This window comes from Cupriavidus basilensis, assembly GCF_000876015.1.
Lineage (GTDB): Bacteria > Pseudomonadota > Gammaproteobacteria > Burkholderiales > Burkholderiaceae > Cupriavidus > Cupriavidus basilensis_B.
This window is the reverse complement of record NZ_BBQM01000018.1, coordinates 135,610-161,168: the sequence shown is the minus strand read 5'-3', so window position 1 is coordinate 161,168 and position 25,559 is coordinate 135,610. Positions and strand designations below refer to the sequence as shown.

The 25,559-nt window shown below is 68.4% G+C and carries 28 protein-coding genes; 19 read left to right on the top strand and 9 right to left on the bottom strand.

All coding sequences use genetic code 11. The features are described 5' to 3' along the window. Positions 1 to 6: 6 nt before the first annotated feature. Positions 7 to 924 carry an NAD kinase gene (locus KF708C_RS19385; protein ID WP_020201410.1) on the bottom strand — a complete coding sequence of 306 codons (918 nt, stop codon included), beginning with the start codon at positions 922 to 924 and terminating at the stop codon, positions 7 to 9. 104 nt (positions 925 to 1,028) lie between these two features. On the opposite strand from KF708C_RS19385, the gene hrcA reads away from it, so the two are divergent. The 3 genes from hrcA (at position 1,029) to KF708C_RS19370 (ending at position 3,719) form a co-directional block, all read left to right on the top strand. Next, a complete protein-coding gene (hrcA, locus tag KF708C_RS19380; RefSeq protein WP_020201411.1) occupies positions 1,029 to 2,066 on the top strand; it encodes a heat-inducible transcriptional repressor HrcA in 1,038 nt (345 codons plus the stop codon). A 112-nt stretch (positions 2,067 to 2,178) separates the two neighbouring features. Then, on the top strand, positions 2,179 to 3,294 hold the full coding sequence (gene hemH, locus KF708C_RS19375; protein ID WP_020201412.1) for a ferrochelatase: 1,116 nt from the start codon (positions 2,179 to 2,181) through the stop codon (positions 3,292 to 3,294). Between the two features lie 29 nt (positions 3,295 to 3,323). Beyond that, positions 3,324 to 3,719 (top strand): RNA-binding S4 domain-containing protein, encoded by a 396-nt coding sequence (locus KF708C_RS19370; RefSeq protein WP_059412956.1) that lies wholly within the window; start codon positions 3,324 to 3,326, stop codon positions 3,717 to 3,719. A 41-nt stretch (positions 3,720 to 3,760) separates the two neighbouring features. On the opposite strand, the gene KF708C_RS36480 is transcribed toward KF708C_RS19370, so the two are convergent. Then, positions 3,761 to 3,916, bottom strand: coding sequence for a hypothetical protein (locus tag KF708C_RS36480; protein ID WP_020201414.1), 156 nt, complete (start codon positions 3,914 to 3,916; stop codon positions 3,761 to 3,763). A gap of 273 nt (positions 3,917 to 4,189) precedes the next feature. On the opposite strand from KF708C_RS36480, the gene grpE reads away from it, so the two are divergent. Next, entirely contained in the window at positions 4,190 to 4,747 is a 558-nt protein-coding gene (grpE, locus tag KF708C_RS19365; RefSeq protein WP_059412955.1) for a nucleotide exchange factor GrpE, read from the top strand. A 95-nt stretch (positions 4,748 to 4,842) separates the two neighbouring features. Next, a complete protein-coding gene (locus KF708C_RS19360; RefSeq protein ID WP_082079646.1) occupies positions 4,843 to 5,268 on the top strand; it encodes a thioredoxin family protein in 426 nt (141 codons plus the stop codon). Between the two features lie 12 nt (positions 5,269 to 5,280). Here KF708C_RS19360 and KF708C_RS19355 read toward each other — a convergent pair whose 3' ends face one another. After that, entirely contained in the window at positions 5,281 to 6,615 is a 1,335-nt protein-coding gene (locus KF708C_RS19355) for a phospholipase A (protein WP_059412954.1), read from the bottom strand. Between the two features lie 181 nt (positions 6,616 to 6,796). Further along, complete coding sequence (locus tag KF708C_RS19350) at positions 6,797 to 7,228, bottom strand: DUF1841 family protein (protein WP_020201418.1); 432 nt, start codon at positions 7,226 to 7,228, stop codon at positions 6,797 to 6,799. Between the two features lie 250 nt (positions 7,229 to 7,478). Between KF708C_RS19350 and KF708C_RS19345 the strand changes: the two genes are divergently transcribed. Next, the gene (locus KF708C_RS19345) at positions 7,479 to 8,066 is read left to right on the top strand and encodes a malonic semialdehyde reductase (protein ID WP_020201419.1); all 588 of its coding nucleotides are present in this window, start codon (positions 7,479 to 7,481) and stop codon (positions 8,064 to 8,066) included. An 80-nt stretch (positions 8,067 to 8,146) separates the two neighbouring features. On the opposite strand, the gene nth is transcribed toward KF708C_RS19345, so the two are convergent. Both nth and rsxB read right to left on the bottom strand, forming a co-directional pair. Then, positions 8,147 to 8,791 carry an endonuclease III gene (nth, locus tag KF708C_RS19340; RefSeq protein ID WP_020201420.1) on the bottom strand — a complete coding sequence of 215 codons (645 nt, stop codon included), beginning with the start codon at positions 8,789 to 8,791 and terminating at the stop codon, positions 8,147 to 8,149. Continuing rightward, positions 8,788 to 9,648 carry an electron transport complex subunit RsxB gene (gene rsxB, locus KF708C_RS19335; RefSeq protein WP_231586536.1) on the bottom strand — a complete coding sequence of 287 codons (861 nt, stop codon included), beginning with the start codon at positions 9,646 to 9,648 and terminating at the stop codon, positions 8,788 to 8,790. The genes nth and rsxB overlap by 4 nt, the downstream gene beginning before the upstream one ends. 159 nt (positions 9,649 to 9,807) lie before the next feature. Between rsxB and KF708C_RS19330 the strand changes: the two genes are divergently transcribed. Further along, the gene (locus KF708C_RS19330) at positions 9,808 to 10,443 is read left to right on the top strand and encodes a TetR/AcrR family transcriptional regulator (RefSeq protein WP_020201422.1); all 636 of its coding nucleotides are present in this window, start codon (positions 9,808 to 9,810) and stop codon (positions 10,441 to 10,443) included. A gap of 99 nt (positions 10,444 to 10,542) precedes the next feature. On the opposite strand, the gene KF708C_RS19325 is transcribed toward KF708C_RS19330, so the two are convergent. Further along, entirely contained in the window at positions 10,543 to 11,784 is a 1,242-nt protein-coding gene (locus tag KF708C_RS19325; protein WP_020201423.1) for a polyhydroxyalkanoate depolymerase, read from the bottom strand. A gap of 298 nt (positions 11,785 to 12,082) precedes the next feature. Beyond that, a complete protein-coding gene (locus KF708C_RS19320) occupies positions 12,083 to 13,279 on the bottom strand; it encodes an amino acid aminotransferase (RefSeq protein WP_059412952.1) in 1,197 nt (398 codons plus the stop codon). A 168-nt stretch (positions 13,280 to 13,447) separates the two neighbouring features. On the opposite strand from KF708C_RS19320, the gene uvrB reads away from it, so the two are divergent. Beyond that, on the top strand, positions 13,448 to 15,547 hold the full coding sequence (uvrB, locus tag KF708C_RS19315) for an excinuclease ABC subunit UvrB (protein WP_020201425.1): 2,100 nt from the start codon (positions 13,448 to 13,450) through the stop codon (positions 15,545 to 15,547). 64 nt (positions 15,548 to 15,611) lie between these two features. Then, complete coding sequence (locus KF708C_RS19310) at positions 15,612 to 15,911, top strand: putative quinol monooxygenase (RefSeq protein WP_059412951.1); 300 nt, start codon at positions 15,612 to 15,614, stop codon at positions 15,909 to 15,911. 31 nt (positions 15,912 to 15,942) lie between these two features. On the opposite strand, the gene KF708C_RS19305 is transcribed toward KF708C_RS19310, so the two are convergent. Further along, positions 15,943 to 16,248, bottom strand: a complete 306-nt coding sequence (locus KF708C_RS19305) for a hypothetical protein (RefSeq protein ID WP_020201427.1) — start codon at positions 16,246 to 16,248, stop codon at positions 15,943 to 15,945. Positions 16,249 to 16,579: 331 nt separating this feature from the next. On the opposite strand from KF708C_RS19305, the gene KF708C_RS19300 reads away from it, so the two are divergent. The 10 genes from KF708C_RS19300 (at position 16,580) to iscX (ending at position 25,452) form a co-directional block, all read left to right on the top strand. After that, the gene (locus tag KF708C_RS19300; protein ID WP_231586535.1) at positions 16,580 to 17,077 is read left to right on the top strand and encodes a low molecular weight protein-tyrosine-phosphatase; all 498 of its coding nucleotides are present in this window, start codon (positions 16,580 to 16,582) and stop codon (positions 17,075 to 17,077) included. A gap of 79 nt (positions 17,078 to 17,156) precedes the next feature. Then, entirely contained in the window at positions 17,157 to 19,253 is a 2,097-nt protein-coding gene (locus KF708C_RS19295; protein ID WP_059412948.1) for a site-specific recombinase, read from the top strand. Between the two features lie 90 nt (positions 19,254 to 19,343). Then, positions 19,344 to 19,895 carry a Fe-S cluster assembly transcriptional regulator IscR gene (gene iscR / locus KF708C_RS19290; RefSeq protein WP_029043269.1) on the top strand — a complete coding sequence of 184 codons (552 nt, stop codon included), beginning with the start codon at positions 19,344 to 19,346 and terminating at the stop codon, positions 19,893 to 19,895. A 58-nt stretch (positions 19,896 to 19,953) separates the two neighbouring features. Further along, positions 19,954 to 21,177 carry an IscS subfamily cysteine desulfurase gene (locus KF708C_RS19285; RefSeq protein ID WP_269432163.1) on the top strand — a complete coding sequence of 408 codons (1,224 nt, stop codon included), beginning with the start codon at positions 19,954 to 19,956 and terminating at the stop codon, positions 21,175 to 21,177. A gap of 49 nt (positions 21,178 to 21,226) precedes the next feature. Then, a complete protein-coding gene (gene iscU / locus KF708C_RS19280) occupies positions 21,227 to 21,631 on the top strand; it encodes a Fe-S cluster assembly scaffold IscU (protein WP_020201432.1) in 405 nt (134 codons plus the stop codon). A 25-nt stretch (positions 21,632 to 21,656) separates the two neighbouring features. Then, positions 21,657 to 21,977 carry an iron-sulfur cluster assembly protein IscA gene (iscA, locus tag KF708C_RS19275; RefSeq protein ID WP_020201433.1) on the top strand — a complete coding sequence of 107 codons (321 nt, stop codon included), beginning with the start codon at positions 21,657 to 21,659 and terminating at the stop codon, positions 21,975 to 21,977. A gap of 357 nt (positions 21,978 to 22,334) precedes the next feature. Next, positions 22,335 to 22,853 carry a Fe-S protein assembly co-chaperone HscB gene (gene hscB, locus KF708C_RS19270; RefSeq protein ID WP_059412947.1) on the top strand — a complete coding sequence of 173 codons (519 nt, stop codon included), beginning with the start codon at positions 22,335 to 22,337 and terminating at the stop codon, positions 22,851 to 22,853. 109 nt (positions 22,854 to 22,962) lie between these two features. Then, entirely contained in the window at positions 22,963 to 24,828 is a 1,866-nt protein-coding gene (gene hscA / locus KF708C_RS19265; RefSeq protein WP_020201435.1) for a Fe-S protein assembly chaperone HscA, read from the top strand. Positions 24,829 to 24,866: 38 nt separating this feature from the next. Then, positions 24,867 to 25,205, top strand: a complete 339-nt coding sequence (fdx, locus tag KF708C_RS19260; RefSeq protein WP_020201436.1) for an ISC system 2Fe-2S type ferredoxin — start codon at positions 24,867 to 24,869, stop codon at positions 25,203 to 25,205. Between the two features lie 52 nt (positions 25,206 to 25,257). Continuing rightward, entirely contained in the window at positions 25,258 to 25,452 is a 195-nt protein-coding gene (iscX, locus tag KF708C_RS19255; RefSeq protein ID WP_020201437.1) for a Fe-S cluster assembly protein IscX, read from the top strand. Positions 25,453 to 25,559: the final 107 nt, after the last annotated feature.

The following is a 25,559-nucleotide window of genomic DNA, read 5'->3' as shown; positions in this document are numbered from 1 at the left end:
GCCGCATCAGAGCCGGTTGTCTTCGCTCGGGTACTCGTGCCAGTGCAGCTTCTTGCGCAGCGTGGCGTAATAGTTGTAGCCGAGCGGGTGCAGCAGGTGGACGGTCTTGGCCGAGCGCCGCACCACGATGCGGTCGCCGGGCAGCAGCGAGGTCAGCGACTGCATGTCGAAGTTGACGCTGGCGTCGCGCGCGGTGGCCACCTCGATCGACACCTCGGCGTCGTGCGGCAGCACGATCGGGCGGTTCGACAGCGCGTGCGGGGCGATCGGCACCAGCACCAGGCCGGACAGCGTGGGATGCAGGATCGGGCCGCCGGCCGACAGCGCGTAGGCCGTGGAGCCGGTCGGCGTGGACACGATCAAGCCGTCCGAGCGCTGGTTGTACATGAAGTAGCCGTCCACCGAGACCGCCAGCTCGACCATGCCGGAGATGCCGGAGCGGTTGACCACCACGTCGTTGAAGGCCAGCGCGGAGAAGATCACGCCGTCGTCGCGCACCACCTGCGACTCCAGCAGCATGCGGGTCTCGGATTCGTAGCGCCCGGCCAGCATGTCGGGCAGCACCGACTGCACGTTCTCGAGCGGGATGTCGGTCATGAAGCCGAGCCGCCCGTGGTTGACGCCGATCAGCGGCACCGGGAAGCCGGCGAGCTGGCGCGCCAGCCCCAGCAGGGTGCCGTCGCCGCCCAGCACCACGGCGACGTCGGCATGCTTGCCGATCTCGCCGGGCGGCAGGGAAGGGTAGTCGGTCAGCCCGGTGGCCAGCGCGGTCTCGCGTTCGAACACGACGTCCTGGCCGTTCTTCAGGATGCAGGCGGCCAGTTCTTCCAGCGGGCCTTCGATGCCGGCGGTGGCGTACCTGCCGATCAGGGCGACGGTGCGGAAGGGGGCGCGCGCGGCGGCGGGCTTGGGGAGCGATGACATGCCCGGATTAGACCATACCGCCGTGACCATTGTCAGCACGCGGGCGCGCGCCGGTGCGCGCCAGCCGCCCGAACCGGGAAAACTTGCGTAAAATCGGGTGCATCATGGATGAACGTGCCAAAACGCTTCTCAAAACGCTGATCGAGCGCTATATCGCCGAGGGGCAGCCCGTCGGCTCGCGCACCCTGTCGAAATACTCGGGGCTCGACCTGTCGCCGGCCACCATCCGCAATGTGATGTCGGACCTGGAGGAGATGGGCTTCATCACCAGCCCGCACACCTCGGCCGGGCGCATCCCGACGCCGCGCGGCTACCGGCTGTTCGTCGACACCATGCTGACCGCCCAGCCGCTCGACAGCGCGCTCAACCTGGCCGAGCTGGCCGGCAAGATCCAGGGGCAGCTGCACGGCCAGCAGCTCGGGCCGCAGCGCATGATCACCTCGGCGGCGCACACCTTGTCCAACCTGTCGCATTTCGCCGGCGTGGTGATGACGCCGCGGCGCGCGCAGGCGTTCCGCCAGGTCGAATTCATGCGGCTGTCGGACAAGCGCATCCTGCTGATCATCGTCACGCCCGAGGGCGACGTGCAGAACCGCATCATCCAGACCGAGCTGCCGTACACGCCGTCGCAGCTGGTCGAGGCCGCCAACTTCATCAACTCGCACTATGCCGGCATGAGCTTCGACAACGTGCGCGACCACCTGCGCGGCGAACTGCGGGCGCTGCGCATGGACATGTCGCAGCTGATGCAGGCGGCGGTGGAGGCCGGCAGCAGCGCGATGGCCGAGGAAGAGGACAACCACGTCTTCATCTCCGGCGAGCGCAAGCTGCTCGAGGTGGAGGACCTGTCCTCCAGCATGGAAAAGCTGCGCCGCCTGTTCGACGTGTTCGAGCACAAGACCGGCCTGCTCAAGCTGCTCGACGTCTCCAGCCATGCGCAGGGCGTGCAGATCTTCATCGGCGGCGAGAGCAAGCTGGTGCCGCTCGAGGACATGGCGGTCATCACCGCGCCCTACGAGGTCGACGGCCAGATCGTCGGCACGCTGGGGGTGATCGGGCCGACCCGCATGGCCTACGAACGGGTGATCCCGATCGTCGACATCACGGCGCGGCTGCTGTCCAGCGCGCTGAGCCAGAACTAGTGCGGGGTCCGGCGGGTCTCACCGGCTGCCAGTGCCGTTGCGCCCGCCAGCCCGGCGCGACCCGGCGGCCGCGCGCGTTCGCCGCGGCCCGCCCCGCCACACCGGAAACACCATGACGACTACTCCCGAACCGGCCTATCAGCACGGCCAGGCGCCGCGCACGGCGGTCCTGCTGATCAATCTCGGCACCCCGGACGCGCCGACCCCGAAGGCCGTCGGCAGCTATCTCCGGCAGTTCCTGTCCGATCCGCGCGTGGTGGAGATCCCGCGCGCGGCCTGGCTGCCGATCCTGTACGGCTTCATCCTGCCGCTGCGCTCGCGCGCCTCGGCCATGAAATACGAGTCGGTGTGGCTGCGCGAGGCGCACATGACCGGCTCGCCGCTGCTGGTCCACACCGAGCGCCAGGCCCACGCGCTGCAACTGCTGCTCAACCAGCACGGCCACGAAGTGACGGTGGCGTGCGCGATGCGCTACGGCAATCCGTCGATCGGCTCGGTGCTCGAGGCGCTGCGGCGCCAGGGCACCGAGCGCGTCCTGCTGCTGCCGCTGTACCCGCAGTATTCGGGCAGCACCACGGCCACGGCGTTCGACGAGGCGTTCCGCGTGCTGGCGCAGTGGCGCAACCAGCCAGAGCTGCGGCTGGTCAAGCATTTTCACGACCATCCGTCCTATATCGCTGCCCTGCACCAGCAGGTGGGCGCATACTGGGCGCAGCACGGCACGCCCGATTTCGCGCGCGGCGACCGGCTGATCCTGTCGTTCCACGGGGTGCCGCGGCGCACGCTGGAACTGGGCGATCCCTACCATTGCGAATGCCTCAAGACCGGCCGCCTGCTGGGCGAGGCGCTGGGCCTGCAGCCGGGCCAGTACCAGGTCACGTTCCAGTCGCGCTTCGGGCGCGCGGAATGGCTGCAGCCGTACACGGCGCCGACGCTGCGGGAGCTGGGCAAGGTCGGCACGGGCCGCGTCGACGTGTTCTGCCCGGGCTTCCCGGCCGACTGCCTGGAGACGCTCGAGGAGATCGGCATGGAAGGGCGTTCCGAATTCCAGGTGGCCGGCGGCAAGGTTTTCCACTACATTCCCTGCCTCAACGACGCCGAGTCCTGGATCGCCGGGCTGGCGGAGATCGCCCTGCAGCACCTGCAGGGCTGGCCGCTGCGGCTGCCGCACCCGCACGAGCTGGAGGCGCGCCGCAGCCAGGCGCAGATGCGCGGCGCGGCGGCCTGAGGCGCGCTTCGTGGCAAGGAGATGACAGCATGAACGTATCTTTCGAGGCGGATGCCCGCCTGCGCATCGACAAATGGCTGTGGTGCGCGCGTTTCTTCAAGACCCGCTCGCTGGCGGCCGAGGCCGTGGAGCGCGGCAAGGTGCGGGTCAACGGCCAGCCGTGCAAGAACTCGCGCGAGGTCAGGCCCGGTGACACGGTCGTGCTCGAAGCGCACCAGCAGCGCTGGGAACTGGTGGTCAGGGGGATCGCGGGCGCGCGCGGCGCGGCGCCGGTGGCGCAGACGCTCTACGCGGAAACCGAGGCAAGCCAGGCGCGGCGGCGGGAGGAGGCGGAAAACCGGCGGGTCAACACGGAGCCGGCGTCGCGGCTGCAGGGCCGGCCGACCAAGCGCGACCGGCGCCTGCTCGACGGCATCGGGCAGTGAGGCGCGCGCCGGCGCATGCGGCGCCGCGGCTCACTGGCTGGTCAGCGAACGAAGGGAACGATGTAATGCTTGAAAACCGCCTTGCCACTGCCGTATTCGGTATCCCGCGGCGTGAAGGCGCCGGAGAGGCAGATGAAGACTGTCATCACCGATAATGCGGCGAGAAGGAAGACCGTCAGAACAGGCAGCTTATGCATGGCTAACCTTTCGAGAGTGGCCCGACTTGTGATGCATCTTCGACCCCGTTATTTTTGTCATTTTTGTACACTTTCATCTTAGAGGGTGCGTTGCAGCAAAGCAATATGGCCCCTATTTCGGTGCCCGCCTCTTTGTAACCATGTGTTTCACCGCACCGACACGGTGCGCTCTTGAAAAACCGGAAGCCTGTCACCAATTGCAGGCTACATTTGCCGATTTACCACCCGTGGCCGGCGCAGGCCGGCCGCGTCCTTGTATCAGAACGGATCGACATGGAAGAACAGAAGCAGACGCCATCCAACACGACGCCGCCCGAGGCCGCCGGCGAGGAGCTGAACAACGCGCCGGCCGCGCAGGCCGAGAACGCCGCCGCGGACGGCGTGGCCGCCCAGTTGGCCGCGCTCGAAGCCAAGGCCAAGGAAAACTATGACCTGTTCCTGCGCGCGACCGCCGAAGGCGAGAACATCCGCCGCCGCGCCCAGGAAGACGTCGCCAAGGCGCACAAGTTCGCCATCGAAAGCTTCGCCGACTACCTGCTGCCGGTGATGGACAGCCTGCAGGCCGCGCTGGCCGACGGCTCGGGCGACATCGCCAAGCTGCGCGAAGGCGTCGAGCTGACCGCGCGCCAGCTCACCAGCGCCTTCGAGAAGGGCAAGCTCGTCGAGCTGAACCCGGTCGGCGAGAAGTTCGACCCGCATCGCCACCAGGCCATCTCGATGGTGCCGGCGCCGCAGGAGCCCAATACCGTGGTGTCGGTGCTGCAGCGCGGCTACATGATCGCCGACCGCGTGCTGCGCCCGGCGCTGGTGACGGTGTCCGCGCCCAAGTAACCGCCGCAGTCCCTTTCGCTGTCCGCCCGTCCGGCTGGCACGAGCAACGCCCGGTGCCGCTCTGGCCCGGGCGTTTTCCATTGATGGAGAGACCGATGTCCACATCCCCCGACCAGGCCACCGGCGCCGAGGCCCCGCACCAGGATCACCGCGCCTTCGAGGCGTTCGGCATGCGCGAAGTCAATGGCGACGACATCGACGCCGCCATCGCCGCGGCGGGCGACAAGCTGGTCTGCGTGTTCTTCTGGGGCGTGGACTGCTTCAACTGCGAGATGGCGAAGAAGGCCATGCTGGCCAATCCCGAGCCGGTGCGCGCGCTCGACCTGCACTGGCTGCACGCCAACGTCTACGCGCACCCGGAGCTGGGCCGGCGCTTCGGCCTGCACGGCATCCCGGTCTTCATGTTTTTCCACAAGGGCAAGAAGCTGGGCCGCGCCACCGGCTGGCATGGCCACGGCCAGTTCGCCGCGGCGGTGGGCAACGCCCGCCTCAAGGCCGGCGGCAAGCCGCTGGCCGGCTGAGCGCCGGCGGCGCTAGCGCGACAGCGCGTAGCCGAGGCGGAACTGCCACGGCAGCTTGCGGTTGTAGTCCAGCAGGCTCTCGCCGTAGCCGATGAAATAACCGGCCATCAGGTAGCCCGCCGTGCCCGGAACCAGCCGCGCGAGCGGGTAGGTCACGGCCGCGTCCACGCTGCCGTAGTACTTCTGCGTGCCCTTGCGCAGGGTGGCGGCGAACTCCCACGAATCCGCCTTGCCGTAGGCCAGCTTGAGATCCATGTAGCCCCGGTAGCTGGCGATGTTGGTGTTGTCGCTCTTCTCCACGTAGTAGTACAGCTTGGGCGACGCGCTCCAGTGCCAGTCGGTCAGGTCGCCCAGGTAGAGGGTCGGCCTGACGAACACGGTATTGATGCTGCGCGAGCGGTCGCCGTCGAGGCCGTTCGATTCATGCTCCAGGCCCGCCGCCACCGACAGCCGGCTGATGGCGCGGTTGTGCACGCCGGTATCTGACAGGTAATAGAACAGGCTCGGCCGGTAGTTGGTGTCGCGGAACGGGTGCGAGTCCGAGGCCAGGTCCCACAGCGAGAACTGCGTATAGCCGAAATACAGGTTGTCGAGCAGGCTGCGCGAGTTCGGGTTCTCGCCCTGGAACACGCGGAACTTGAAGCTGAGCTGGAATTTGGCATTGGCGCCGCCGTGCCCGCCGGCCATGAAATACATCGGTTCGTGGAAGGTCAGGCGGCCCTGGTCGCGCAGGTCGGCCTGCACCGGCGCGGGCTCGGCCGCGGCGGCCACCGGCACGACCGGCACGACCGGCACGACCGGCGCCGGGGCGCGGCCGTCGTCGGCCGGTGCCAGCGAGGTGGCCACGGCGGCCGCGGGTGCCGGTGCCGGGGCCGCCGGCGCCTCCGCCGGGCCGGGCGCGCGGTTCAGCGTGACCAGCACCGGCGCGGCGTCGATGTCGACCGCGTCGAGCCGCACCAGGCCGCGCAGCGTGGGCGGCACGGTCGCGCTGTATTCGATGATGCGGTGCTCGCCCTGGCGCAGCCGGACCGTGGCGGGGCCGGGCGTGGCGCGCTCCATGTGCAGGCGCACCGGCGCCTGCAGGTCGGCCGAAGCCACCACCTCGATGGTCTGCGGCACCAGGAACGCGCGATTGGCCTTGTCGGCGCTGACCAGCAGCGTGAGGGTCAGCGGCCGGGTGCCGTCGACCACCTTGGGCGGCTGCAGCAGCGCGATGGCGGCGCGGCCCTGGAGCGGCCAGGCCGCCGCCAGCATCAGCGAGAACAGAAGGGCGGGCGCGGCCGGTGCGGGCCGGCGCCGGTGCGCGCCGGAGCCGGCGGCCCGGGCTTTGCGCGAGAAAGGCGGCATGGGATGAAGGCGGCCTGCGTTCCCTGACTCCGGGGGGCGGGTGACGCATGCGCGGCGGGTGATTGCGACGCGGTAGAGCCTATCATGCCCGGCACGCGCAATTTGTGATGATTTGTGCGCCGCCGTTGTCTGCCACCATTCGCCGCCGCCGTTATCCGCCGCGACGGCGGGCGGCGCCGGCCTAGCGCGTGGCGCGGCGCTGGACGGCGGCGATGTATTGCTCGCCGTCGGGCGGCAGGCCGCTGCGCTGTGCCTGCCACAGCATTTCGCCCAGGCATTCCATGACCTGGTGATGGGCCTCGTGCGGCGAGTCCAGACGCCGCGCCAGCGCCTCGTAGGCGCCGCGGATGCCGGGCGGCTGGTCGATCGAGACCTGCTCGGCGATCGACAGGTGCATGGCCAGATGCAGAAAGGGGTTGGTCTGGCCGCCTTCGGGCGTGTAGTCCTGGCCCAGCGCGCCCTCGGTGTCGGCGAGCAGGTCCTGGTATTCGGGATGCTCGCCGATCCAGTCGACGGCAATGGCTTCGAGCGGGGTGAGGACGCTGCCGGCGCGCTGCTTCTGCCAGGCTTCGCAGAAAAAACGGCGGACTTCTTCGCGGGAGGGATTGAACATGGTGGCGCCATTGTAAACGAGCGCGGATGGCGCCGCAGGGCGCCTGCCGGGCGTTTCCGTCCAGGTGCCGCCATGTCCGCTTGCCGCGCCTGCGCCGCCGCCTCCGCGCGGGCGCAACAGAAGGCGCGGCAAAAGATGCAACAGAATTGAATCGTCCGCTCAAATCGCTTGCAGAGGGAAAGCGCGGTCTTCGCTACAATCCGGCTCTTACCTCCTCCTCCTTCTCCTCCTCCCGCTCAGGAACCGACGCATGAAACCGATCGACCAGGCCGCCATCGCCCAACTGTTCACCGATGCCCGCACCCACAACGTCTGGCAGGACCGCCAGGTGGACGATGCCGTGCTCCACCAGATCTACGAGGCGATGAAGTTCGGCCCGACCGCCGCCAACGGCTCGCCGGCCCGCATCGTCTTCGTCAGGAGCGCCGCGGAAAAGGCCCGCCTGGTCGAATGCGTCTCGGCCGGCAACACGGAGAAGACCCGCTCGGCGCCGGTGACGGCCATCATCGCGTTCGACAACGCCTTCCACGACCAGCTGCCCAAGCTGTTCCCGCATGCCGACGCGCGCGCGTGGTATGCCGGCCAGCCGGAAAAGATCGCGCGTGACGCGCTCATGAACGGTTCGCTGCAGGGCGGCTATTTCATCCTGGCCGCGCGCGCGCTCGGCCTCGACTGCGGCCCGATGGCCGGCTTCGACGCCGCCAAGGTGAACGCCGCCTTCTTCCCCGACGGCAAGTGGTCGGTCAACTTCCTGTGCAACCTGGGCTACGGCGAGGCGGACAAGCTGTTCCCGCGCGGCCCGCGCCTGTCGTTCGACGAGGCCTGCCGCATCGTCTGAGACCGGCGTTCCGGTTCGCGGCAAGAAGCAAAGGCCCCCGCGGGGGCCTTTCTGCATTGCGGGCGCCGTTCGGACGCTGCTTAGATGCTGGGCGCCTCGGTCTTCTCGCGGAACTCGCACAGCGGCTCGATCGCGCAGTGCCAGCACTCGGGCTTGCGCGCCTTGCAGACGTAGCGCCCGTGCAGGATCAGCCAGTGGTGCGCGTCGTGCAGGAATTCCTGCGGCACCACCTTGAGCAGCTTGTGCTCCACCACCTGCACGTTCTTGCCCGGCGCCAGCCCGGTGCGGTTGGCCACGCGGAAGATGTGCGTGTCGACGGCGATGGTGGCCTCGCCGAAGGCGGTGTTGAGCACCACGTTGGCGGTCTTGCGGCCCACGCCCGGCAGCGCTTCCAGCGCCGCGCGGTCGCGCGGCACCTCGCCGCCGTACTGCTCGGCCAGGATGCGGCAGGTCGCCATGACGTGCCTGGCCTTGGTCTTGTAGAGGCCGATGGTCTTGATGTACCCGATCAGCCCTTCCTCGCCGAGGTCGAGGATCTGCTGGGGCGTGTGCGCGACCGGGTAGAGCTTGCGGGTAGCCTTGTTCACGCCCACGTCGGTGGCCTGCGCCGACAGCAGCACGGCGATCAGCAGCTCGAACGGCGAGCTGTATTCCAGTTCGGTGGCCGGGGCCGGATTGACTTCGCGCAGTGTTTCGAACAGGGCGCGGCACTTGGCGGCGTTCATTCGTCCTTGTGGGCTGGGTTGGTGTCGGGTGCGGGTCCGGCCGGGTCCGGCGCGGCGAGGCCGGCCCTGGCGCGGCGCGCCTCGGCGGCGTCGATCTGGGCCTGCACGGCGGGCGCGACGTTTTCCGTGTTGCGCGGCTTGACGGCCTGCTGCTTCAGGCGCGCGCGCTCGATGGCGGCCTGGATGATGGCCTGCTTGCGCGCCTGGGCCAGGCGTTCTTCCTCGCTCTGCGCGGTCTCGGCCTGCAGCGCCTCGAGCTTGGCGGCGGCCTTGGCGGCCAGGCGGGCGTCGTTTTCCTCCCGCTCGCGCACCAGCCGGGCGCGGCGCGCCACGTAGCGCGCGCGGGCCTCGTCGGCCTGCGCCTGCGACCACGCGGCCCAGCCGGTGCGCCCGGGCGTGACCGGGATCATGGCGATGCAGTCGACCGGGCAGGGCGCCACGCACAGGTCGCAGCCGGTGCACCAGTCGGCCAGCACGGTGTGCATCTGCTTGGGCGCGCCCACGATGGCGTCGACCGGGCAGGCCTGGATGCACAGCGTGCAGCCGATGCACAGGCTTTCGTCGATGCGGGCCACCGCGCGCGCCTGCTCGATGCCACATGCCGGGTCCAGCGCCGGCGCCGGCGCGCCGAGCAGCGCGGCCAGGCGGCCGATGCCTTCGGCGCCGCCGGGCGGGCAGCGGTTGCAGTCGGCCTCGCCGGCGGCCAGGGCTTCGGCGTAGGGGCGGCAGCCGTCGAAGCCGCACTTGGTGCACTGGGTCTGCGGCAGCAGGGCTTCGAGCCGGTCGGCGAGGGTTTGCGGAATGGCAGTCACAGCGGCATTTGCGGGTTTGCGGGGACGGCGGGGCGCCGTTCTCATGTCCGGCCGGTGGCCCGGCCCGCCGGAACGGCTGCGCGGCAGGGATTATCCCCGATTTCGTTGCGGCGCAGAAACGCGCGATGATGCGGCGCAGCTTCGCGGGGCCGGGCGCCTGCCGCCCTATGCCATAATCCCGCGCAACGATTCTTCAGCCGTCGCATGCAAAACGAAACCAGAACGAAGCGGGACCCAGAGGGTACGCGCCGCCGTATTCTCGACGCGGCGACCGAGGAATTCGCCAAGGGCGGCCTGGCTGGCGCGCGCGTCGACCAGATCGCGCGGCGCGCCGAGACCAACGAGCGCATGCTGTATTACTACTATGGCAGCAAGGAGGGCTTGTTCCTCGCCGTGCTGGAGCGCCAGTACGCGGAATTCCGCGCCGCCGAGGAGCAACTGCACATCGTCGACGAAGACCCGGTGGCCGCGGTGCGCACGCTGGCCCGCTTCGTCTGGGACTGGTATTACCGCAACCCGGAGTTCATCCGCCTGGTCAACAGCGAGAACCTGCACGAGGCGCGCCACCTGAAGAAGTCCACGCAGCTGCACCAGCTGGTCAACCCGATCGTCAACGTGCTGGCCGACATCGTCAAGCGCGGCCAGCGCCAGGGCGTGTTCCGCGACGACGTGGACGTGCCGCAGCTCTACCTGACGATCTCGGCGCTGGGTTACTACCTGCTGTCCAACCGCTACACCATCAGCGCGGTGATCGGCCGCGACGTGGCCTCGCAGGACGAGCACGCGCGCTTTGCCGAGCTGCACACCGACATGCTGCTGTCCTACCTGGAAAAGCGCTGAGGCCCGCCGCCGCGCGCGTCACCGCATGAAAAAACGCCCGCATCCGATGCGGGCGTTTTGCCTTCTTGCCGCCGGCGCGCCGGCGGCGGTTCAGCGGGATCAGCGGTACTTCAGGATGAAGTCGCGCAGCTCGGGGTAGATGTCCTGGCGCCAGCGGCGGCCGGAGAAGATCCCGTAGTGGCCGCACTTGGGCGCCACGATATGCTGCTTGCGCGTCTTGGCGATGCCGGCGCACAACTCGTGCGCGGCGGCGGTCTGGCCGGCGCCCGAGATGTCGTCCAGCTCGCCCTCGATGGTCAGCAGCGCGGTGCCCTTGATGTCCTGCGGGCGTACCGCCTCGCCGTCGATTTCCCAGGTGCCGTTGGCCAGGCGGAATTCCTGGAAGACCTCGCGGATGGTGTCCAGATAGTACTCGGCCGCCATGTCGAGCACGGCGTTGTATTCGTCGTAGAAGCGCACGTGGGCTTCGGCGTCGTCGGAGTCGCCCTCGACCAGGCTCAGGTAGTAGTCGTAGTGCGAGGACAGGTGGCGGTCCGGGTTCATTGCCACGAAGCCGGCGTGCTGCAGGAAGCCGGGATAGACCTTGCGGCCGTGGCCCGGGTAGTTCGCCGGCACGGTGTAGATCACGTTGTTCTCGAACCACTCGTACGACTTGTTGGTCGCCAGCGAATTGACCGCGGTGGGGCTGCGGCGCGCGTCGATCGGGCCGCCCATCATGGTCATGGTCCTGGGCGTCTTCTCGCCGGCCGAGGCCAGCAGCGAGATCGCCGCGAGCACGGGCACGGTCGGCTGGCAGACCGAGATCACGTGCAGGTTGTCCGCGCCGATATGGCGGATGAAGTCCTGGATGTAGTGGATGTAGTCGGCCAGGTGGAACGGGCCGTGCTCGACCGGCACCATGCGCGCGTCGAGCCAGTCGGTCACGTAGACCTTGTGGTCCTGCAGCAGCGTGCGCACGGTGTCGCGCAGCAGCGTGGCGTGGTGGCCCGAGAGCGGCGCGCACACCAGCACCACCGGCTCGTCCTTGAGCAGCTTGATGGTTTCGGGGTCGTCGGCATAGCGCTTGAAGCGCACCAGCCTGCAGAACGGCTTTTCGACGATGGTCTGCTCGACGATCGGGATCTCGCGGCCGTTGGAGCGGACCGACTTGATGTCGAACGACGGCTTCTCGTATTCCTTGCCGAGCCGGTACAGCAGCTCGTAGCCGGCGGCCAGGCGGGTGGCGCCGGGGACCAGGGAGAGCGGGCTGAGGGGATTGGTGAAGGTCTTGGCCGTGGCCTGCGCCCACGCGGTCAGCGGGTGCAGCATCGAGCGCTGGAACTCATGCAGCTGGTAAAGCATGACGGATACCTATCAGGCTGGGGGGCGAAGCGGGAATTCAACGCCTTGACGTTATAAATGTGATGAAACCACGATTCATGCTGCTCACGTTGCCAACGTGTTACCGACTGCGGTGGATTATGCGCGTTTGCGAACGATCGTGCGATGCAGCATATACCCTAAGGTACGCCCGCACCGGAAAAAGACAATAGGACAAAGCCGGTACCGCTCCATTACAGATCGGAAAAGATCGTAAAAAATTGAGTCCGGGCGCGAAAAAGGCGACCGAAGTCGCCTTTTCATCGCTTTTTGCCGCGAATTACAGCACGGCCGCGATCGCGTCGACCACCGCGTCGATGTTGCGGCTGTTCAGCGCGGCCACGCAGATGCGGCCGGTGCCGACCGCGTAGATGCCGTGCTCGGTGCGCAGGCGGTCGACCTGGGCCGAGGTCAGGCCCGAGTACGAGAACATGCCGCGCTGGGCCTTGACGAAGGAGAAGTCGCCCGGCACGCCCTTGGCGGCCAGCTTGTCCACCAGCGCGTGGCGCATCAGCTTGATGCGGTCGCGCATCTCGCCCAGTTCCTGCTCCCACATGGCGCGCAGTTCCGGGCTGTTCAGCACGGTCGCCACCACGGTGCCGCCGTGCGTGGGCGGGTTGGAGTAGTTGGTGCGGATCACGCGCTTGACCTGCGACAGCACGCGCTGCGCTTCTTCCTTGCCGGTGGTCACGATGGACAGCGCGCCGACGCGCTCGCCGTACAGCGAGAAGCTCTTCGAGAACGAGCTCGAGACGAAGAACGGCAGGCCCGACTCGGCGAACAGGCGCACCGCGGCGCCGTCCGGCTCGATGCCCTCGGCGAAGCCCTGGTAGGCCATGTCGAGGAACGGGATCAGGTTGCGTTCCTTGACCAGCTCCACCACCTGCTTCCACTGCTCGGGCGACAGGTCGACGCCGGTCGGGTTGTGGCAGCACGCGTGCAGCACCACGATGGTGTTGGCCGGGTAGGACTTGAGCGACTCGACCATGCCGGCGAAGTTCAGGCCGTGGCTGGGCGCGTCGTAGTAGGCATAGTTGACCACGGGGAAGCCGGCCGCCTCGAACAGGGCGCGGTGGTTTTCCCAGCTCGGGTCGCTGATGGCGACCTTGGCGTCCGGATACAGGCGCTTGAGGAAGTCGGCGCCGATCTTCAGCGCGCCGGTGCCGCCCAGTGCCTGCGCCGTCACCACGCGGCCTTCGGTGATGAGCGGCGATTCCTTGCCGAACAGCAGAGTCTGCACGGCCTGGTCGTAGGCGGCGATGCCTTCGATGGGCAGGTAGCCGCGCGGCGTCGCGGTGGCCAGGCGGGCTTTCTCGGCTTCCTGCACGGCGCGCAGCAGGGGGATTTTCCCTTCGTCGGTGAAGTACACGCCGACACCCAGATTGACCTTGGTGGCACGGGTATCGGCATTGAAGGCTTCATTCAGGCCCAGGATCGGGTCGCGCGGGGCCATCTCGACGGCAGAAAACAAACTCATTTGGGATCTCGTGGTCAGCTATGTAACAAAACGGGAGGGCGTAGAATGCTCCGGACTGCGCTGGAGAGTGCGGCGGCCCCCATCTTGATACCTGGCCGCCAACCCCAAGATTCTAGCGTATCCATCCGTTTTCCTGAGGTTTTCCCTTACTTTTCCGCTGCCAGCCCTATGTCGAATCTTGTTGAAGTCGCGCCCGCGCTGGACGAAGAGAAGTTCGCGACCTTTCCCGGCTCCCCGTTCCAGCTCTACCAGCCCTATCCGGCCGCCGGCGACCAGCCCGAGGCGATCCGCCAGCTGGTGGAGGGCGTGGAGGACGGCCTCTCGTTCCAGACCCTGCTGGGCGTGACCGGCTCGGGCAAGACCTTCACGATGGCCAACGTGATCGCCCGCCTGGGCCGCCCGGCCATCGTGTTCGCCCCCAACAAGACGCTGGCGGCGCAGCTGTACTCGGAATTCCGCGAGTTCTTCCCGCGCAACGCGGTCGAGTATTTCGTCAGCTACTACGACTACTACCAGCCCGAAGCCTACGTGCCGCAGCGCGACCTGTTCATCGAGAAGGATTCCTCGATCAACGAGCACATCGAGCAGATGCGGCTGTCGGCCACCAAGAGCCTGCTGGAGCGGCGCGACACCATCATCGTGGCCACGGTCTCGGCCATCTACGGCATCGGCAACCCGTCCGAGTACCACAAGATGATCCTGACGCTGCGCGCGGGCGACAAGATCAGCCAGCGCGACGTGATCGCGCGCCTGATCGCCATGCAGTACACGCGCAACGAGACCGACTTCCAGCGCGGCACCTTCCGCGTGCGCGGCGACACGCTCGACATCTTCCCGGCCGAGCACGCCGAGCTGGCGGTACGCGTCGACATGTTCGACGACGAGATCGACTCGCTCCAGTTCTTCGACCCGCTCACCGGGCGCGTGCGCCAGAAGATCCCGCGCTTCACGGTCTATCCGTCGAGCCACTACGTGACCCCGCGCGAGACCGTGCTGCGCGCGATCGAGGACATCAAGGTCGAGCTGCGCGAGCGGCTCGATTTCTTCTACAAGGAGAACCGGCTGGTGGAGGCGCAGCGGCTCGAGCAGCGCTCGCGCTTCGACCTCGAAATGCTGTCCGAGCTCGGTTTCTGCAAGGGCATCGAGAACTACTCGCGGCATCTGTCCGGCGCCCGGCCCGGCGAGCCACCGCCCACGCTGGTCGATTACCTGCCGCCCGACGCGCTGATGTTCCTCGACGAGTCGCACGTGCTGATCGGCCAGTTCAACGGCATGTACAACGGCGACAAGGCGCGCAAGACCACGCTGGTGGAATACGGCTTCCGCCTGCCGTCGGCGCTCGACAACCGCCCGCTCAAGTTCGAGGAATTCGAGCGCAAGATGCGCCAGGTGATGTTCGTCTCGGCCACGCCGTCCAACTACGAGAACGAGCACGCGGGCCAGGTGGTGGAGCAGGTGGTGCGGCCGACCGGGCTGGTCGACCCGATCATCCACGTGCGCCCGGCCACCACGCAGGTGGACGACCTGCTGTCCGAGATCCACGCCAAGGTCGAGATCGGCGAGCGCGTGCTGGTGACCACGCTGACCAAGCGCATGGCCGAGCAGCTCACCGAGTTCCTGACCGAGAACGGCGTCAAGGTGCGCTACCTGCATTCGGACATCGACACCGTCGAGCGCGTGGAGATCATTCGTGACCTGCGCCTGGGTACCTTCGACGTGCTGGTCGGCATCAACCTGCTGCGCGAGGGGCTGGACATTCCCGAGGTGTCGCTGGTGGCGATCCTCGACGCCGACAAGGAAGGCTTCCTGCGCGCCGAGCGCTCGCTGATCCAGACCATCGGCCGCGCCGCGCGCAACGTCAACGGCACGGCGATCCTGTACGCCGACCGCATGACCGACTCGATGAAGCGCGCCATCGGCGAGACCGAGCGCCGCCGCGCCCGGCAGATCGCCTTCAACGAGGCCAACGGCATCGTGCCGCGCGGCGTGGTCAAGCGCATCAAGGACATCATCGACGGCGTCTACGACCCGGGCGAGGTCAAGGCCGAGCTGCTGGCCGCCGAGGAGCGCGCGCGTTACGAGGACATGAGCGAGAAGCAGGTCGCCAGGGAGATCAAGCGGCTCGAGAAGCAGATGTTCGAGCACGCCAAGAACCTCGAGTTCGAGCAGGCCGGCCAGGTGCGCGACCAGCTCGCCAAGCTCAAGCGCCAGGTGTTCGGCGCCAGCGGCGACGGCGAACACCTGCCGCCCGCCGCGGCGGCTTCCTGAGGCGTCTCGCGGCCTCGCTCACCGTCTATAGTTGGAATCCCGGACGGTGATGAAGAGGTGCGTCATGGTCAAGTTCGCGCTGTGGGTTCCGCTGCATGCGAAGCCCGGCAAGGAAAAGGAAGTCGAGGCGTTCCTGCTCGGCGGGCTGCCGCTGGTGCAGGCCGAAACCGGCACCACGGCCTGGTTCGCGCTCAAGCTCGGGCCGTCCACGTACGGCATCTTCGATGCCTTTTCGGACGAGGCCGGGCGCGACGCCCATCTCTCCGGCAAGGTGGCCGAGGCCCTCATGGCGAAAGCGCCGGACCTGTTCGCCGATCCGCCGTCGATCAACAAGCTGGACGTGCTGGCGGCCAAGCTGCCCTGAGCGCGCGGCTCCAGGGCCGCGCCGCGCCGGGCTAGCTCTTGGGCGGCAGCGTGCGCAGGCGCTTGTTGACTTCCAGCAGCGTCTCGCACGCATCGGCGTCGGCCGCGCGGCGCTTGCCGATGTAGTCCGCGATGGCGCGCAGCGGTTCCTGCTGCGCCGCGCAGGCGGTGGCGGCGGCCGGGATCGAGGCGGGTGCCGCGCAGGCCTTGCCGAGTTCTTCTTCCAGGCTGCGCTCGATGACGGCCAGCATGTTGGCGCAGCCGGCCACGGCGGCCGCGTTGCCGGCCGCCGTGGCGGCTTCGGCGGAAGGCTCGGCGCGCGCGGGGCCCGCGCACAAGAGAGCGCCGCACAGGAGCGCGCCGCACAGCAAGGCGCCGGAGGCGGGGAGGGGGCTGAAGCGATGGTTCACCGCAGGCATTATGCGGGTGGAGGAACCGTTGCGTCACCTTTTTTGCTTTTCTTGCGCCGCCGCCGGTTCGCTGCCGCCGCCGTTTTTTTGCCGCTTCTTCGCTGCTTTTCCGCCGCCGCCGCGCAGCCTGGCCGGCGCCGGGCCGCGCGCCGCGGGCCGCCCGGCCCGATCCGGCACGCCACGCGGGCCTGTCGCCGCGGGCGGGTAAAATCCGCTCTCCGCGCGCCGGGCGCCGACCGATCAGGAGGCTGGATTCAGCATGCCGACAAAGACATTCTCGATTCTCATGTGCTGCATGGGCAATATCTGCCGTTCGCCGACCGCCGAGGGCGTGCTGCGCGCCAAGCTGCGCGCGGCCGGCATGGACGGCGCGGTCGAGCTCGATTCCGCCGGCACGCACGGCTACCACGTCGGCCGCGCGCCGGACACGCGCGCGCAGCGCTATGCGCTGGCGCGCGGCTACGATCTCTCCGCGCAGCGCGCGCGCCTGGCCACGTCGGCCGATTTCGCGCGCTTCGACCTCGTGCTGGCGATGGACCGCGACAACCTGCAGGCGCTCGGCGCGCTGTGCCCGCCCGGCAGCCGCGACCGGCTGCGCCTGCTGATGAGCTTCGCCACCCGGCACGACGCCGACGAGGTGCCGGATCCGTACTACGGCGAGGGCGACGGCTTCGAGCGCGTGCTCGACTACGTGGAGGACGCCTGCGACGGCGTGGTTGCCATGCTGCGCGCCAGGGGCCTGGACGCGGCGGGCTGAGGCGCGCGCGCGGCTTGCGTGGCATGCACGAATTGCCCGGCAAGTGCGCCGGCCGTTTTTCCCATTTTCACGAGGTGCCATGTTCCGTTCCCTGTTCCGCAAATGGCGCGAGTCGCGCAATGCCAGCCTGCAACTCGACGCGATCCTGGCCGCCGCGGATCCGGAGGCGCCGCTGGCGGACCGCAACGGCTGGCTGATCGAGCTGGGCTACTGGATCCGGCGCGACGGCCTGCCCGGCGCCGAGGGCGTGGTGGCCGACAACAGCCGCAAGAGCCGGCGCGAGCACGTGCGGCTGCGCTACCTGCTGCAGGTGCTGGGGCGCAATCCGGAGATGGCCGCGCGCGTGGCGCGCACGGTGCGCTCGCTGGTGCGCGACAACGACCCGACCGCCTTGCTGTGCGACACCGGCGTGGCCTCCCATCCGGGCTTCTGGGGCGAGATGCTGGACCGCCTGCAGGCGCGTGTCCTGCCGCCGCCGCCCAACCGCGGCGACCTCGCCGGCCTGTTCGCGCTGCTGTTCATCGACGACAACGATGCCGACTGGGTCGAGTCGCTCGACGCCGACCTGCTCGAACGGCTGGCGGCCATGCTGCGCGCGGGCGAGGAGTCGGCGGGCGAGGCCGCCGGCGCCGCGCCGCCCGAATGGGACCGCTTCGACCGCACGCTCGCCACCAGCATCCAGGTGCTGGTCAGCCAGGTGCGCGCCACCGGCCTGAGCCAGTCGATCCGCTCGCGCCTCAAGGGGCGCGTGCAGGACACGCCGTTTTTCCGCCTCGACAGCGCCATCGAGGCCTTGTGCGAGGACGACGCGGCCGGCGGCGAGGCCTTCGCGCACCGCCTGAACTATTTCCGCGCGCTGCTCGACGGCTGCCACCAGGCGGCGCAGCGCGTCTACGACGACCTGGAGGAGAACGGCGTCTCGGTGGAGGTGGTGTTCCAGATCGAGCGCATGAAGGTGCGGCTGGCGCGCATCGAGCTGCTGCTGGCGACCTGGGTCGAGCCGCAGCGTCCGGGCCGCCACGCGCACCTGATCGCCGCGCTGATCCGCTCCACGCAGGCGCGCCGCAGCATCGCCCACCTGGCCGGCTCGTCGTTCTCGCAACTCGCGCGCAAGGTGGTCGAGCGCTCGGCCGAGAGCGGCGAGCACTACATCACGCGCGACCGCCGCGAATACCGCGAGCTGATGCGCGCGGCGGCCGGCGGCGGCCTGATCACGGCGGCCACGGTCTATCTCAAGTTCCTGATCTACGGGCTGCACCTGGACAAGTTCGCCGAGGGCCTGCTGGCCTCGTTCAACTATGCCGGCAGCTTCCTGGTGATCCACTTCGCGCATTTCACGCTGGCCACCAAGCAGCCCGCCATGACCGGCCCGGCGCTGGCGCACCGGCTCGACGCGGCGGGCAAGCCGGAAGGGCGCGAGGCGTTCGTCGACGACACCATCGCCATGATCCGCTCCAACGCCGCCGCCATCTTCGGCAACCTGGCCCTGGTGTTCCCGGTGGCGCTCGGCATCCAGTGGCTGGCCAACCGCGTCCTCGGCGCCAACCTGATCACGCCGGCCAAGGCCATCGACACCATCGGATCGTTCTCCATCCTCGGCCCCACGCCGCTGTACGCGATCTTCACCGGCGTGCTGCTGTGGCTGTCGAGCCTGGTGGCGGGCTGGGCCGACAACTGGTTCGCGCTGCACAAGGTGCACGACGTGATGGCCTACAACCGCCGCCTGCGCTACGTGCTGGGCGCGGCCGGCGCCATGCGCCTGGCGGATTTCTGCAAGCGCAACATGTCCGGCATCGCGGCCAACGTGTCGCTGGGCCTGCTGCTCGGGCTGGGGCCGGAGATCCTGAGCTTCTTCGGGCCGCACATGGAGGTGCGCCACGTCACGCTGTCGACCGGCGCGGTGGGCGCGGCGATCGGCGTGCTGGGCTTCGACGCGCTGCGCATGCCGGCGCTATGGCTGGCGGTGGCGGGGATCGCGCTGATGGGGCTGCTGAACGTGGCGGTGAGCTTCGCGCTGGCGTTCAACATGGCGTTGCGGTCACGCAGCCTGCGGCGCGTCGACCGGCGCGCGGTGGTGTCGGCCGTGCGGCGGCGCATCCTGAAGCACCCGTGGTCGCTGATCGTCCCGCCGCGCACGGCCGGGCAGGCCGTGCCGGCCGGCGAGGAGCGCGCCTGAGGCGGCGTTGATGCAATGCAGTAGGGGTACTTGACTGAATTAGTCGGGATCTTTATACTCGACCAAAATGATCAAGTATTCCCCGGCATCATGAGACTGACTACCAAAGGCCGCTTCGCGGTAACCGCCATGATCGACCTGGCCATGCGCCAGGATCAGGGTCCCGTTACGCTGGCCGGTATCAGCCAGCGCCAGAAAATCTCCCTGTCCTACCTGGAACAGCTGTTCGGCAAGCTGCGCCGCCACGAGATCGTGGAGAGCGTGCGCGGCCCGGGCGGCGGCTACAGCCTCGCGCGCAAGGCCGAGGACGTCACGGTTGCCGACATCATCATCGCCGTCGATGAGCCGCTGGACGCCACGCAATGCGGCGGCAAGGGCAATTGTAACGGAGATGAAGGAAACGGACGCTGCATGACCCACGAGCTGTGGGCCACGCTGAACCAGAAGATGGTCGAGTACCTCGACTCCGTTTCCCTGAAGAACCTGGTCGACCAGCAGCGCGCCAAGTGCCCGACGGTGCTGCACGACATGCGCGAGGATGCCGCCGCGCACGCCGTGGCCACGCCGCGCGCGGTCCCCGAAAAGGAAAAGCCCGCGCGCCCGCGGGTGGTGAATTCGGTCTTCAGCCTGGCCCAGTCATAAGCGAGCACCCGGCCGGACAGATCAACTTCAAGCATTGCGGTCCCAAACAAAGGCAGTCATAACGATGAGCACCCCACATTTCCCCATCTACATGGATTACTCGGCCACCACCCCGGTGGACCCGCGCGTTGCCGACAAGATGATCCCGTACCTGCGCGAGCAGTTCGGCAATCCGGCGTCGCGCAGCCACGCCTACGGCTGGGACGCCGAGCGCGCGGTGGAAGAGGCGCGCGAGCAGGTGGCCGCGCTGGTGGGCGCCGATCCGCGCGAGATCGTCTGGACCTCGGGCGCGACCGAGTCGAACAACCTCGCCATCAAGGGCGCGGCGCATTTCTACTCGGGCAAGGGCAAGCACATCATCACGGTCAAGACCGAGCACAAGGCCGTGCTCGACACCACCCGCGAGCTGGAACGCCAGGGCTTCGAGGTGACCTACCTCGACGTGCAGGACAACGGCCTGGTCGATATCGACGTGTTCAAGGCGGCACTCCGTCCGGACACTATCCTGGTCTCGGTGATGCTGGTCAACAACGAGATCGGCGTGATCCAGGACGTCGAGCAGATCGGCGAGATCTGCCGCGCCAAGGGCATCATCTTCCATTGCGACGCGGCCCAGGCCACCGGCAAGGTCGCCATCGACCTGAACACGCTCAAGTGCGACCTGATGTCGTTCTCGGCCCACAAGACCTACGGCCCCAAGGGCATCGGCGCGCTGTACGTGCGCCGCAAGCCGCGCGTGCGCATCGAGGCGCAGATGCACGGCGGCGGCCACGAGCGCGGCATGCGCTCGGGCACGCTGGCCACGCACCAGATCGTCGGCATGGGTGAGGCCTTCCGCATCGCCCGCGAGGAAATGGCCACCGAGAACGAGCGCATCCGCATGCTGCGCGACCGCCTGTGGCGCGGCCTGTCGGGCATGGAAGAGGTCTACCTGAACGGCGACATGGAGCGCCGCGTGCCCCACAACCTGAACGTCAGCTTCAACTTCGTCGAAGGCGAGTCGCTGATCATGGCCATCAAGGACGTGGCCGTGTCGTCGGGCTCGGCCTGCACCTCGGCTTCGCTGGAGCCGTCCTACGTGCTGCGCGCGCTGGGCCGCAACGACGAGCTGGCGCACAGCTCGATCCGCTTCACGGTGGGCCGCTTCACCACCGAGGCGGAAGTCGACTACACCGTCGAGCTGCTCAAGAGCAAGATCGCCAAGCTGCGCGACCTGTCGCCGCTGTGGGAGATGTTCAAGGACGGCGTGGACCTGAATTCCATCCAGTGGGCCGCGCACTGAGCGCCGAGGCCCCCAGCAAGACCCCATAAATACGCAAGAGGTAGCCAAAATGTCATACAGCAACAAGGTTCTCGACCACTATGAAAACCCCCGCAACGTGGGTTCGTTCGACAAGAACGACGACGCTGTGGGCACCGGCATGGTCGGCGCGCCGGCTTGCGGCGACGTGATGAAGCTGCAGATCAAGGTCAACGAGGCCGGCGTGATCGAAGACGCCAAGTTCAAGACCTACGGCTGCGGCTCGGCCATCGCCTCGTCGTCGCTGGTGACCGAATGGGTCAAGGGCAAGACCGTGGACCAGGCGCTGGAGATCAAGAACACGCACATCGCCGAGGAACTGGCGCTGCCGCCGGTGAAGATCCACTGCTCGATCCTGGCCGAGGACGCCATCAAGGCCGCGGTCGAGGACTACAAGAAGAAGCACGTGGGCGCAGCCGAGCAGAAGGCCGCCTGAGTTCAACGCAAGGGATGAAGCAGCGATGATCACGCTTACCGAGAAGGCCGCCAAGCACGTGGCGCGCTACCTGGACCGCCGCGGCAAGGGCGTTGGCCTGCGCCTGGGGGTCAAGACCACCGGCTGCTCGGGCCTGGCCTACAAGCTGGAATACGTCGACGACCTGCAGCCGGAGGACAGCGTGTTCGAGTCGCACGGCATCAAGGTGATCGTCGATCCCAAGAGCCTGCCGTACATCGACGGCACCGAGCTCGACTTCGCGCGCGAAGGCCTGAACGAGGGGTTCCGCTTCAACAACCCCAACGTCAAGGACGAGTGCGGCTGCGGAGAGTCGTTCCGCGTCTGAGCGCCCGCCGGGCGGCAGGCGTGGCGCGCGGCGCCGCTGGTTCCCATCGGGACGGCGAGCACCGCGGGTGGCCGGGTTCGATTGCGGTCATGGCGCATGCGCCATGACCTGCCCTGGCGATGCGGCCGCGGACCGCGCCCGAACGCGCGGCACGGATCGGCGTCCCGCCGGATTGCCTGACGCGCGACCGCGGCGAGCCGCCGGCCAGGCGGGCAGTCCCGCCGAGGGGTTTGCCCGCGTCTGCCTTTGCCGCCGTTTTCCGCGACGCGGGACAGGGCCGGGAAGACCACGAACGGCAAGCTGACCTCGTCAGCAGCCTGGGGCGGCGCAGCCGCTCTTTTTTGTTTGGGGAAGGTGTTGAAAGACGACTATTTCGCGCTGTTCGGCCTGCCGGCCACCTACACGGTGGATGAAGCCGCGCTGGACACCGCCTACCGCACCGTGCAGTCGCAGGCGCACCCGGACCGCTTCGCCAACGCCGGCGACGCCGAGCGCCGCGTCGCCATGCAGTGGGCCGCGCATGCCAACGAGGCCTACCGCACGCTGCGCCAGCCGCTCAAGCGCGCGATCTACCTGCTGTCGCTGCGCGGCGTGGACATCCAGGCCGAGAGCAACACCGCGATGGCGCCCGCGTTCCTGATGCAGCAGATGGAATGGCGCGAGGCGCTGCAGGAAGCGGTGGCCGGGCGGGACGTGGCGCGCCTCGACGCGCTGCTGCGCGAGCTGCGCGGCGAGAAGCGCGAGCGCCACGCGGCGCTCGGCGCGCTGCTCGATGCCGGCGACGATGCCGCCGCCGGCGGCGCGGCCAGGCAATTGATGTTTATCGAGAAGATCGAACACGATACCAGCGAAGCGATCGACCGCCTGGAAGACTAGCCCGGCCGCCGGGCAGGTTCGCCCCGGCCATGCCACAATGGCGCCCCGGCGCGGGCCGCATCGCTGCAAGCGGTGATGTCCGCCACCGCACGAATAAAGACGATTCATCATGGCACTGCTCCAGATCTCCGAACCCGGCATGTCGCCGGCTCCCCACCAGAAGCGGCTCGCGGTCGGCATCGACCTCGGCACGACCAACTCGCTGGTGGCGGCGGTTCGCAACAGCATTCCCGAAGTCCTGACCGACGAAAGCGGCCGCGCGCTGCTGCCGTCCGTGGTGCGCTACCTGCCCGGCAAGGGCACGCAGATCGGCTACCGCGCGCAGGACGAAGCGGTGCACGACCCCAAGAACACCATCGTCTCGGTCAAGCGCTTCATGGGCCGCGGCCTGCGCGACGTGACGCACATCGAGCACAGCCCCTACGATTTCGTCGACGCGCCCGGCATGGTGCAGATCAAGACCGCGGCCGGCGTGAAGAGCCCCGTGGAAATCTCGGCGGAAATCCTCGCCACGCTGCGCCAGCGCGCCGAGGACTCGCTCGGCGACGAGCTGGTCGGCGCCGTCATCACGGTGCCCGCGTACTTCGACGACGCCCAGCGCCAGGCCACCAAGGACGCGGCGCAACTGGCCGGCCTGGAAGTGCTGCGCCTGCTCAACGAGCCGACCGCGGCGGCCATCGCCTACGGCCTGGACAACGCCTCCGAAGGCATCTACGCGGTCTATGACCTCGGCGGCGGCACCTTCGACATCTCCATCCTCAAGCTCACCAAGGGCGTATTCGAAGTCATGGCCACCGGCGGCGATTCCGCGCTCGGCGGCGACGACTTCGACCAGCGCGTGATGTGCTGGATCGTCGAGCAGGCCGGCCTGCAGCCGCTTTCGGCCGAAGACATGCGCCTGCTGCAGGTACGCGCCCGTGCCGCCAAGGAAGCGCTGTCGGCGGCCGACGCCACCGTGATCGACGCCGTGCTCAACAGCGGCGAGATCGTGCACCTGACGCTCACCGCGGCGGCCTTCGTCGAGATGACCGCGCCGCTGGTGCAGAAGACCCTGGCGCCGGTGCGCAAGGCGCTGCGCGACGCCGGCGTGGCCGCCGACGAGGTCAAGGGCGTGGTGCTGGTCGGCGGCGCCACGCGCACGCCTTCGATCCGCAAGGCGGTGGGCGAGTTCTTCGGCCAGCCGCCGCTGACCAACCTCGACCCGGACAAGGTGGTGGCGCTCGGCGCCGCCATGCAGGCCAACCTGCTGGCCGGCAACGGCGCGCCCGGCGAGGACTGGCTGCTGCTGGACGTGATCCCGCTCTCGCTGGGCGTGGAGACGATGGGCGGCCTGGTCGAGAAGATCATCCCGCGCAACAGCACCATCCCGGTGGCGCGCGCGCAGGAATTCACCACCTTCAAGGACGGCCAGACCGCGATGGCCATCCACGTGCTGCAGGGCGAGCGCGAGCTGGCGGCGGACTGCCGCTCGCTGGCGCGCTTCGAGCTGCGCGGCATCCCGCCGATGGTGGCGGGCGCGGCGCGCATCCGCGTGACCTACCAGGTCGACGCCGACGGCCTGCTGTCGGTCTTCGCGCGCGAGACGCAGTCGGGCGTGGAGGCCACCATCACCGTCAAGCCGTCCTACGGGCTGGCCGACGACGAGATCGCCCGCATGCTGCAGGACAGCTTCCGCGAAGCCGAGCACGACATGAAGAGCCGCGCCCTGGCCGAGGAGCGCGTGGAAGCCGCGCGCCTGGTCGAGGCCACCAGCCGCGCGCTCGAGACCGACGGCGAACTGCTCTCGGCCGACGAGCGCGCCGCCGTGGAGCGGCTGATCCAGGCGGTCGGCGACGTGGCCGCGGGCCAGGACCACCACGCCATCAAGGCCGCCGTGGAGGCGCTTTCCCGCGGCACCGACGAATTCGCCGCACGCCGCATGGACCGCTCGATCAAGAGCGCGCTGGCGGGCCGCAAGGTGCAGGACCTGGGCTGATCCCCGAGGCCGCGCCGTATCCATATCCAGGACAACCCATGCCACAGATCATCGTATTGCCCCACGTCGAACTCTGCCCGGAGGGCGCCGTGTTCGAAGCCGAGGCGGGCACCAGCATCTGCGATGCCTTGCTCAACAACGGCATCGAGATCGAGCACGCCTGCGAAAAGTCGTGCGCCTGCACCACCTGCCACGTGATCGTGCGCGAGGGCTTCGACTCGCTCGAGGACGCGGAGGAAAAGGAAGAGGACCTGCTCGACAAGGCCTGGGGCCTCGAGCCCAATTCGCGGCTCTCGTGCCAGGCGCTGGTCGCCGACGGCGACCTCACCGTGCAGATCCCGAAGTACACGATCAACCATGCCAAGGAAGAGCACTGAGCGCCCGCCGCGCGCCCCTGCCGCCTTCACGACCCGACCGGAGAGAGAGCCCATGAAGTGGACCGACACCTACGACATCGCCGCCGCGCTGTACGACAAGTACCCCGACGTCGATCCCGCCGCGATCCGTTTCACCGACCTGCACCGCTGGGTCATGGAGCTCGATGGCTTCGCCGACCTGCCCGACCGCTCGGGCGAGAAGATCCTGGAAGCGATCCAGGCCGCGTGGATCGAGGAAGCGGCGTAGGAAGTCGTTTCAAAAAGACCCTGGCGTCGCTGCGCGGCACGGCAAGTTACTGGTTGTACTGTCTGCGGCCGCGCCCTTGCAGGGCGCATGCGCGCTGCGTGATCCGA

Excerpts from the sequence above, each read along its gene's own strand:
- KF708C_RS19385 (WP_020201410.1), bottom strand. The coding sequence starts at position 924 with ATGTCATCGCTCCCCAAGCCCGCCGCCGCGCGCGCCCCCTTCCGCACC.
- hrcA (WP_020201411.1), top strand. The coding sequence starts at position 1,029 with ATGGATGAACGTGCCAAAACGCTTCTCAAAACGCTGATCGAGCGCTAT.
- hemH (WP_020201412.1), top strand. The coding sequence starts at position 2,179 with ATGACGACTACTCCCGAACCGGCCTATCAGCACGGCCAGGCGCCGCGC.
- KF708C_RS19370 (WP_059412956.1), top strand. The coding sequence starts at position 3,324 with ATGAACGTATCTTTCGAGGCGGATGCCCGCCTGCGCATCGACAAATGG.
- KF708C_RS36480 (WP_020201414.1), bottom strand. The coding sequence starts at position 3,916 with ATGCATAAGCTGCCTGTTCTGACGGTCTTCCTTCTCGCCGCATTATCG.
- grpE (WP_059412955.1), top strand. The coding sequence starts at position 4,190 with ATGGAAGAACAGAAGCAGACGCCATCCAACACGACGCCGCCCGAGGCC.
- KF708C_RS19360 (WP_082079646.1), top strand. The coding sequence starts at position 4,843 with ATGTCCACATCCCCCGACCAGGCCACCGGCGCCGAGGCCCCGCACCAG.
- KF708C_RS19355 (WP_059412954.1), bottom strand. The coding sequence starts at position 6,615 with ATGCCGCCTTTCTCGCGCAAAGCCCGGGCCGCCGGCTCCGGCGCGCAC.
- KF708C_RS19350 (WP_020201418.1), bottom strand. The coding sequence starts at position 7,228 with ATGTTCAATCCCTCCCGCGAAGAAGTCCGCCGTTTTTTCTGCGAAGCC.
- KF708C_RS19345 (WP_020201419.1), top strand. The coding sequence starts at position 7,479 with ATGAAACCGATCGACCAGGCCGCCATCGCCCAACTGTTCACCGATGCC.
- nth (WP_020201420.1), bottom strand. The coding sequence starts at position 8,791 with ATGAACGCCGCCAAGTGCCGCGCCCTGTTCGAAACACTGCGCGAAGTC.
- rsxB (WP_231586536.1), bottom strand. The coding sequence starts at position 9,648 with ATGAGAACGGCGCCCCGCCGTCCCCGCAAACCCGCAAATGCCGCTGTG.
- KF708C_RS19330 (WP_020201422.1), top strand. The coding sequence starts at position 9,808 with ATGCAAAACGAAACCAGAACGAAGCGGGACCCAGAGGGTACGCGCCGC.
- KF708C_RS19325 (WP_020201423.1), bottom strand. The coding sequence starts at position 11,784 with ATGCTTTACCAGCTGCATGAGTTCCAGCGCTCGATGCTGCACCCGCTG.
- KF708C_RS19320 (WP_059412952.1), bottom strand. The coding sequence starts at position 13,279 with ATGAGTTTGTTTTCTGCCGTCGAGATGGCCCCGCGCGACCCGATCCTG.
- uvrB (WP_020201425.1), top strand. The coding sequence starts at position 13,448 with ATGTCGAATCTTGTTGAAGTCGCGCCCGCGCTGGACGAAGAGAAGTTC.
- KF708C_RS19310 (WP_059412951.1), top strand. The coding sequence starts at position 15,612 with ATGGTCAAGTTCGCGCTGTGGGTTCCGCTGCATGCGAAGCCCGGCAAG.
- KF708C_RS19300 (WP_231586535.1), top strand. The coding sequence starts at position 16,580 with ATGCCGACAAAGACATTCTCGATTCTCATGTGCTGCATGGGCAATATC.
- KF708C_RS19295 (WP_059412948.1), top strand. The coding sequence starts at position 17,157 with ATGTTCCGTTCCCTGTTCCGCAAATGGCGCGAGTCGCGCAATGCCAGC.
- iscR (WP_029043269.1), top strand. The coding sequence starts at position 19,344 with ATGAGACTGACTACCAAAGGCCGCTTCGCGGTAACCGCCATGATCGAC.
- iscU (WP_020201432.1), top strand. The coding sequence starts at position 21,227 with ATGTCATACAGCAACAAGGTTCTCGACCACTATGAAAACCCCCGCAAC.
- iscA (WP_020201433.1), top strand. The coding sequence starts at position 21,657 with ATGATCACGCTTACCGAGAAGGCCGCCAAGCACGTGGCGCGCTACCTG.
- hscA (WP_020201435.1), top strand. The coding sequence starts at position 22,963 with ATGGCACTGCTCCAGATCTCCGAACCCGGCATGTCGCCGGCTCCCCAC.
- fdx (WP_020201436.1), top strand. The coding sequence starts at position 24,867 with ATGCCACAGATCATCGTATTGCCCCACGTCGAACTCTGCCCGGAGGGC.
- iscX (WP_020201437.1), top strand. The coding sequence starts at position 25,258 with ATGAAGTGGACCGACACCTACGACATCGCCGCCGCGCTGTACGACAAG.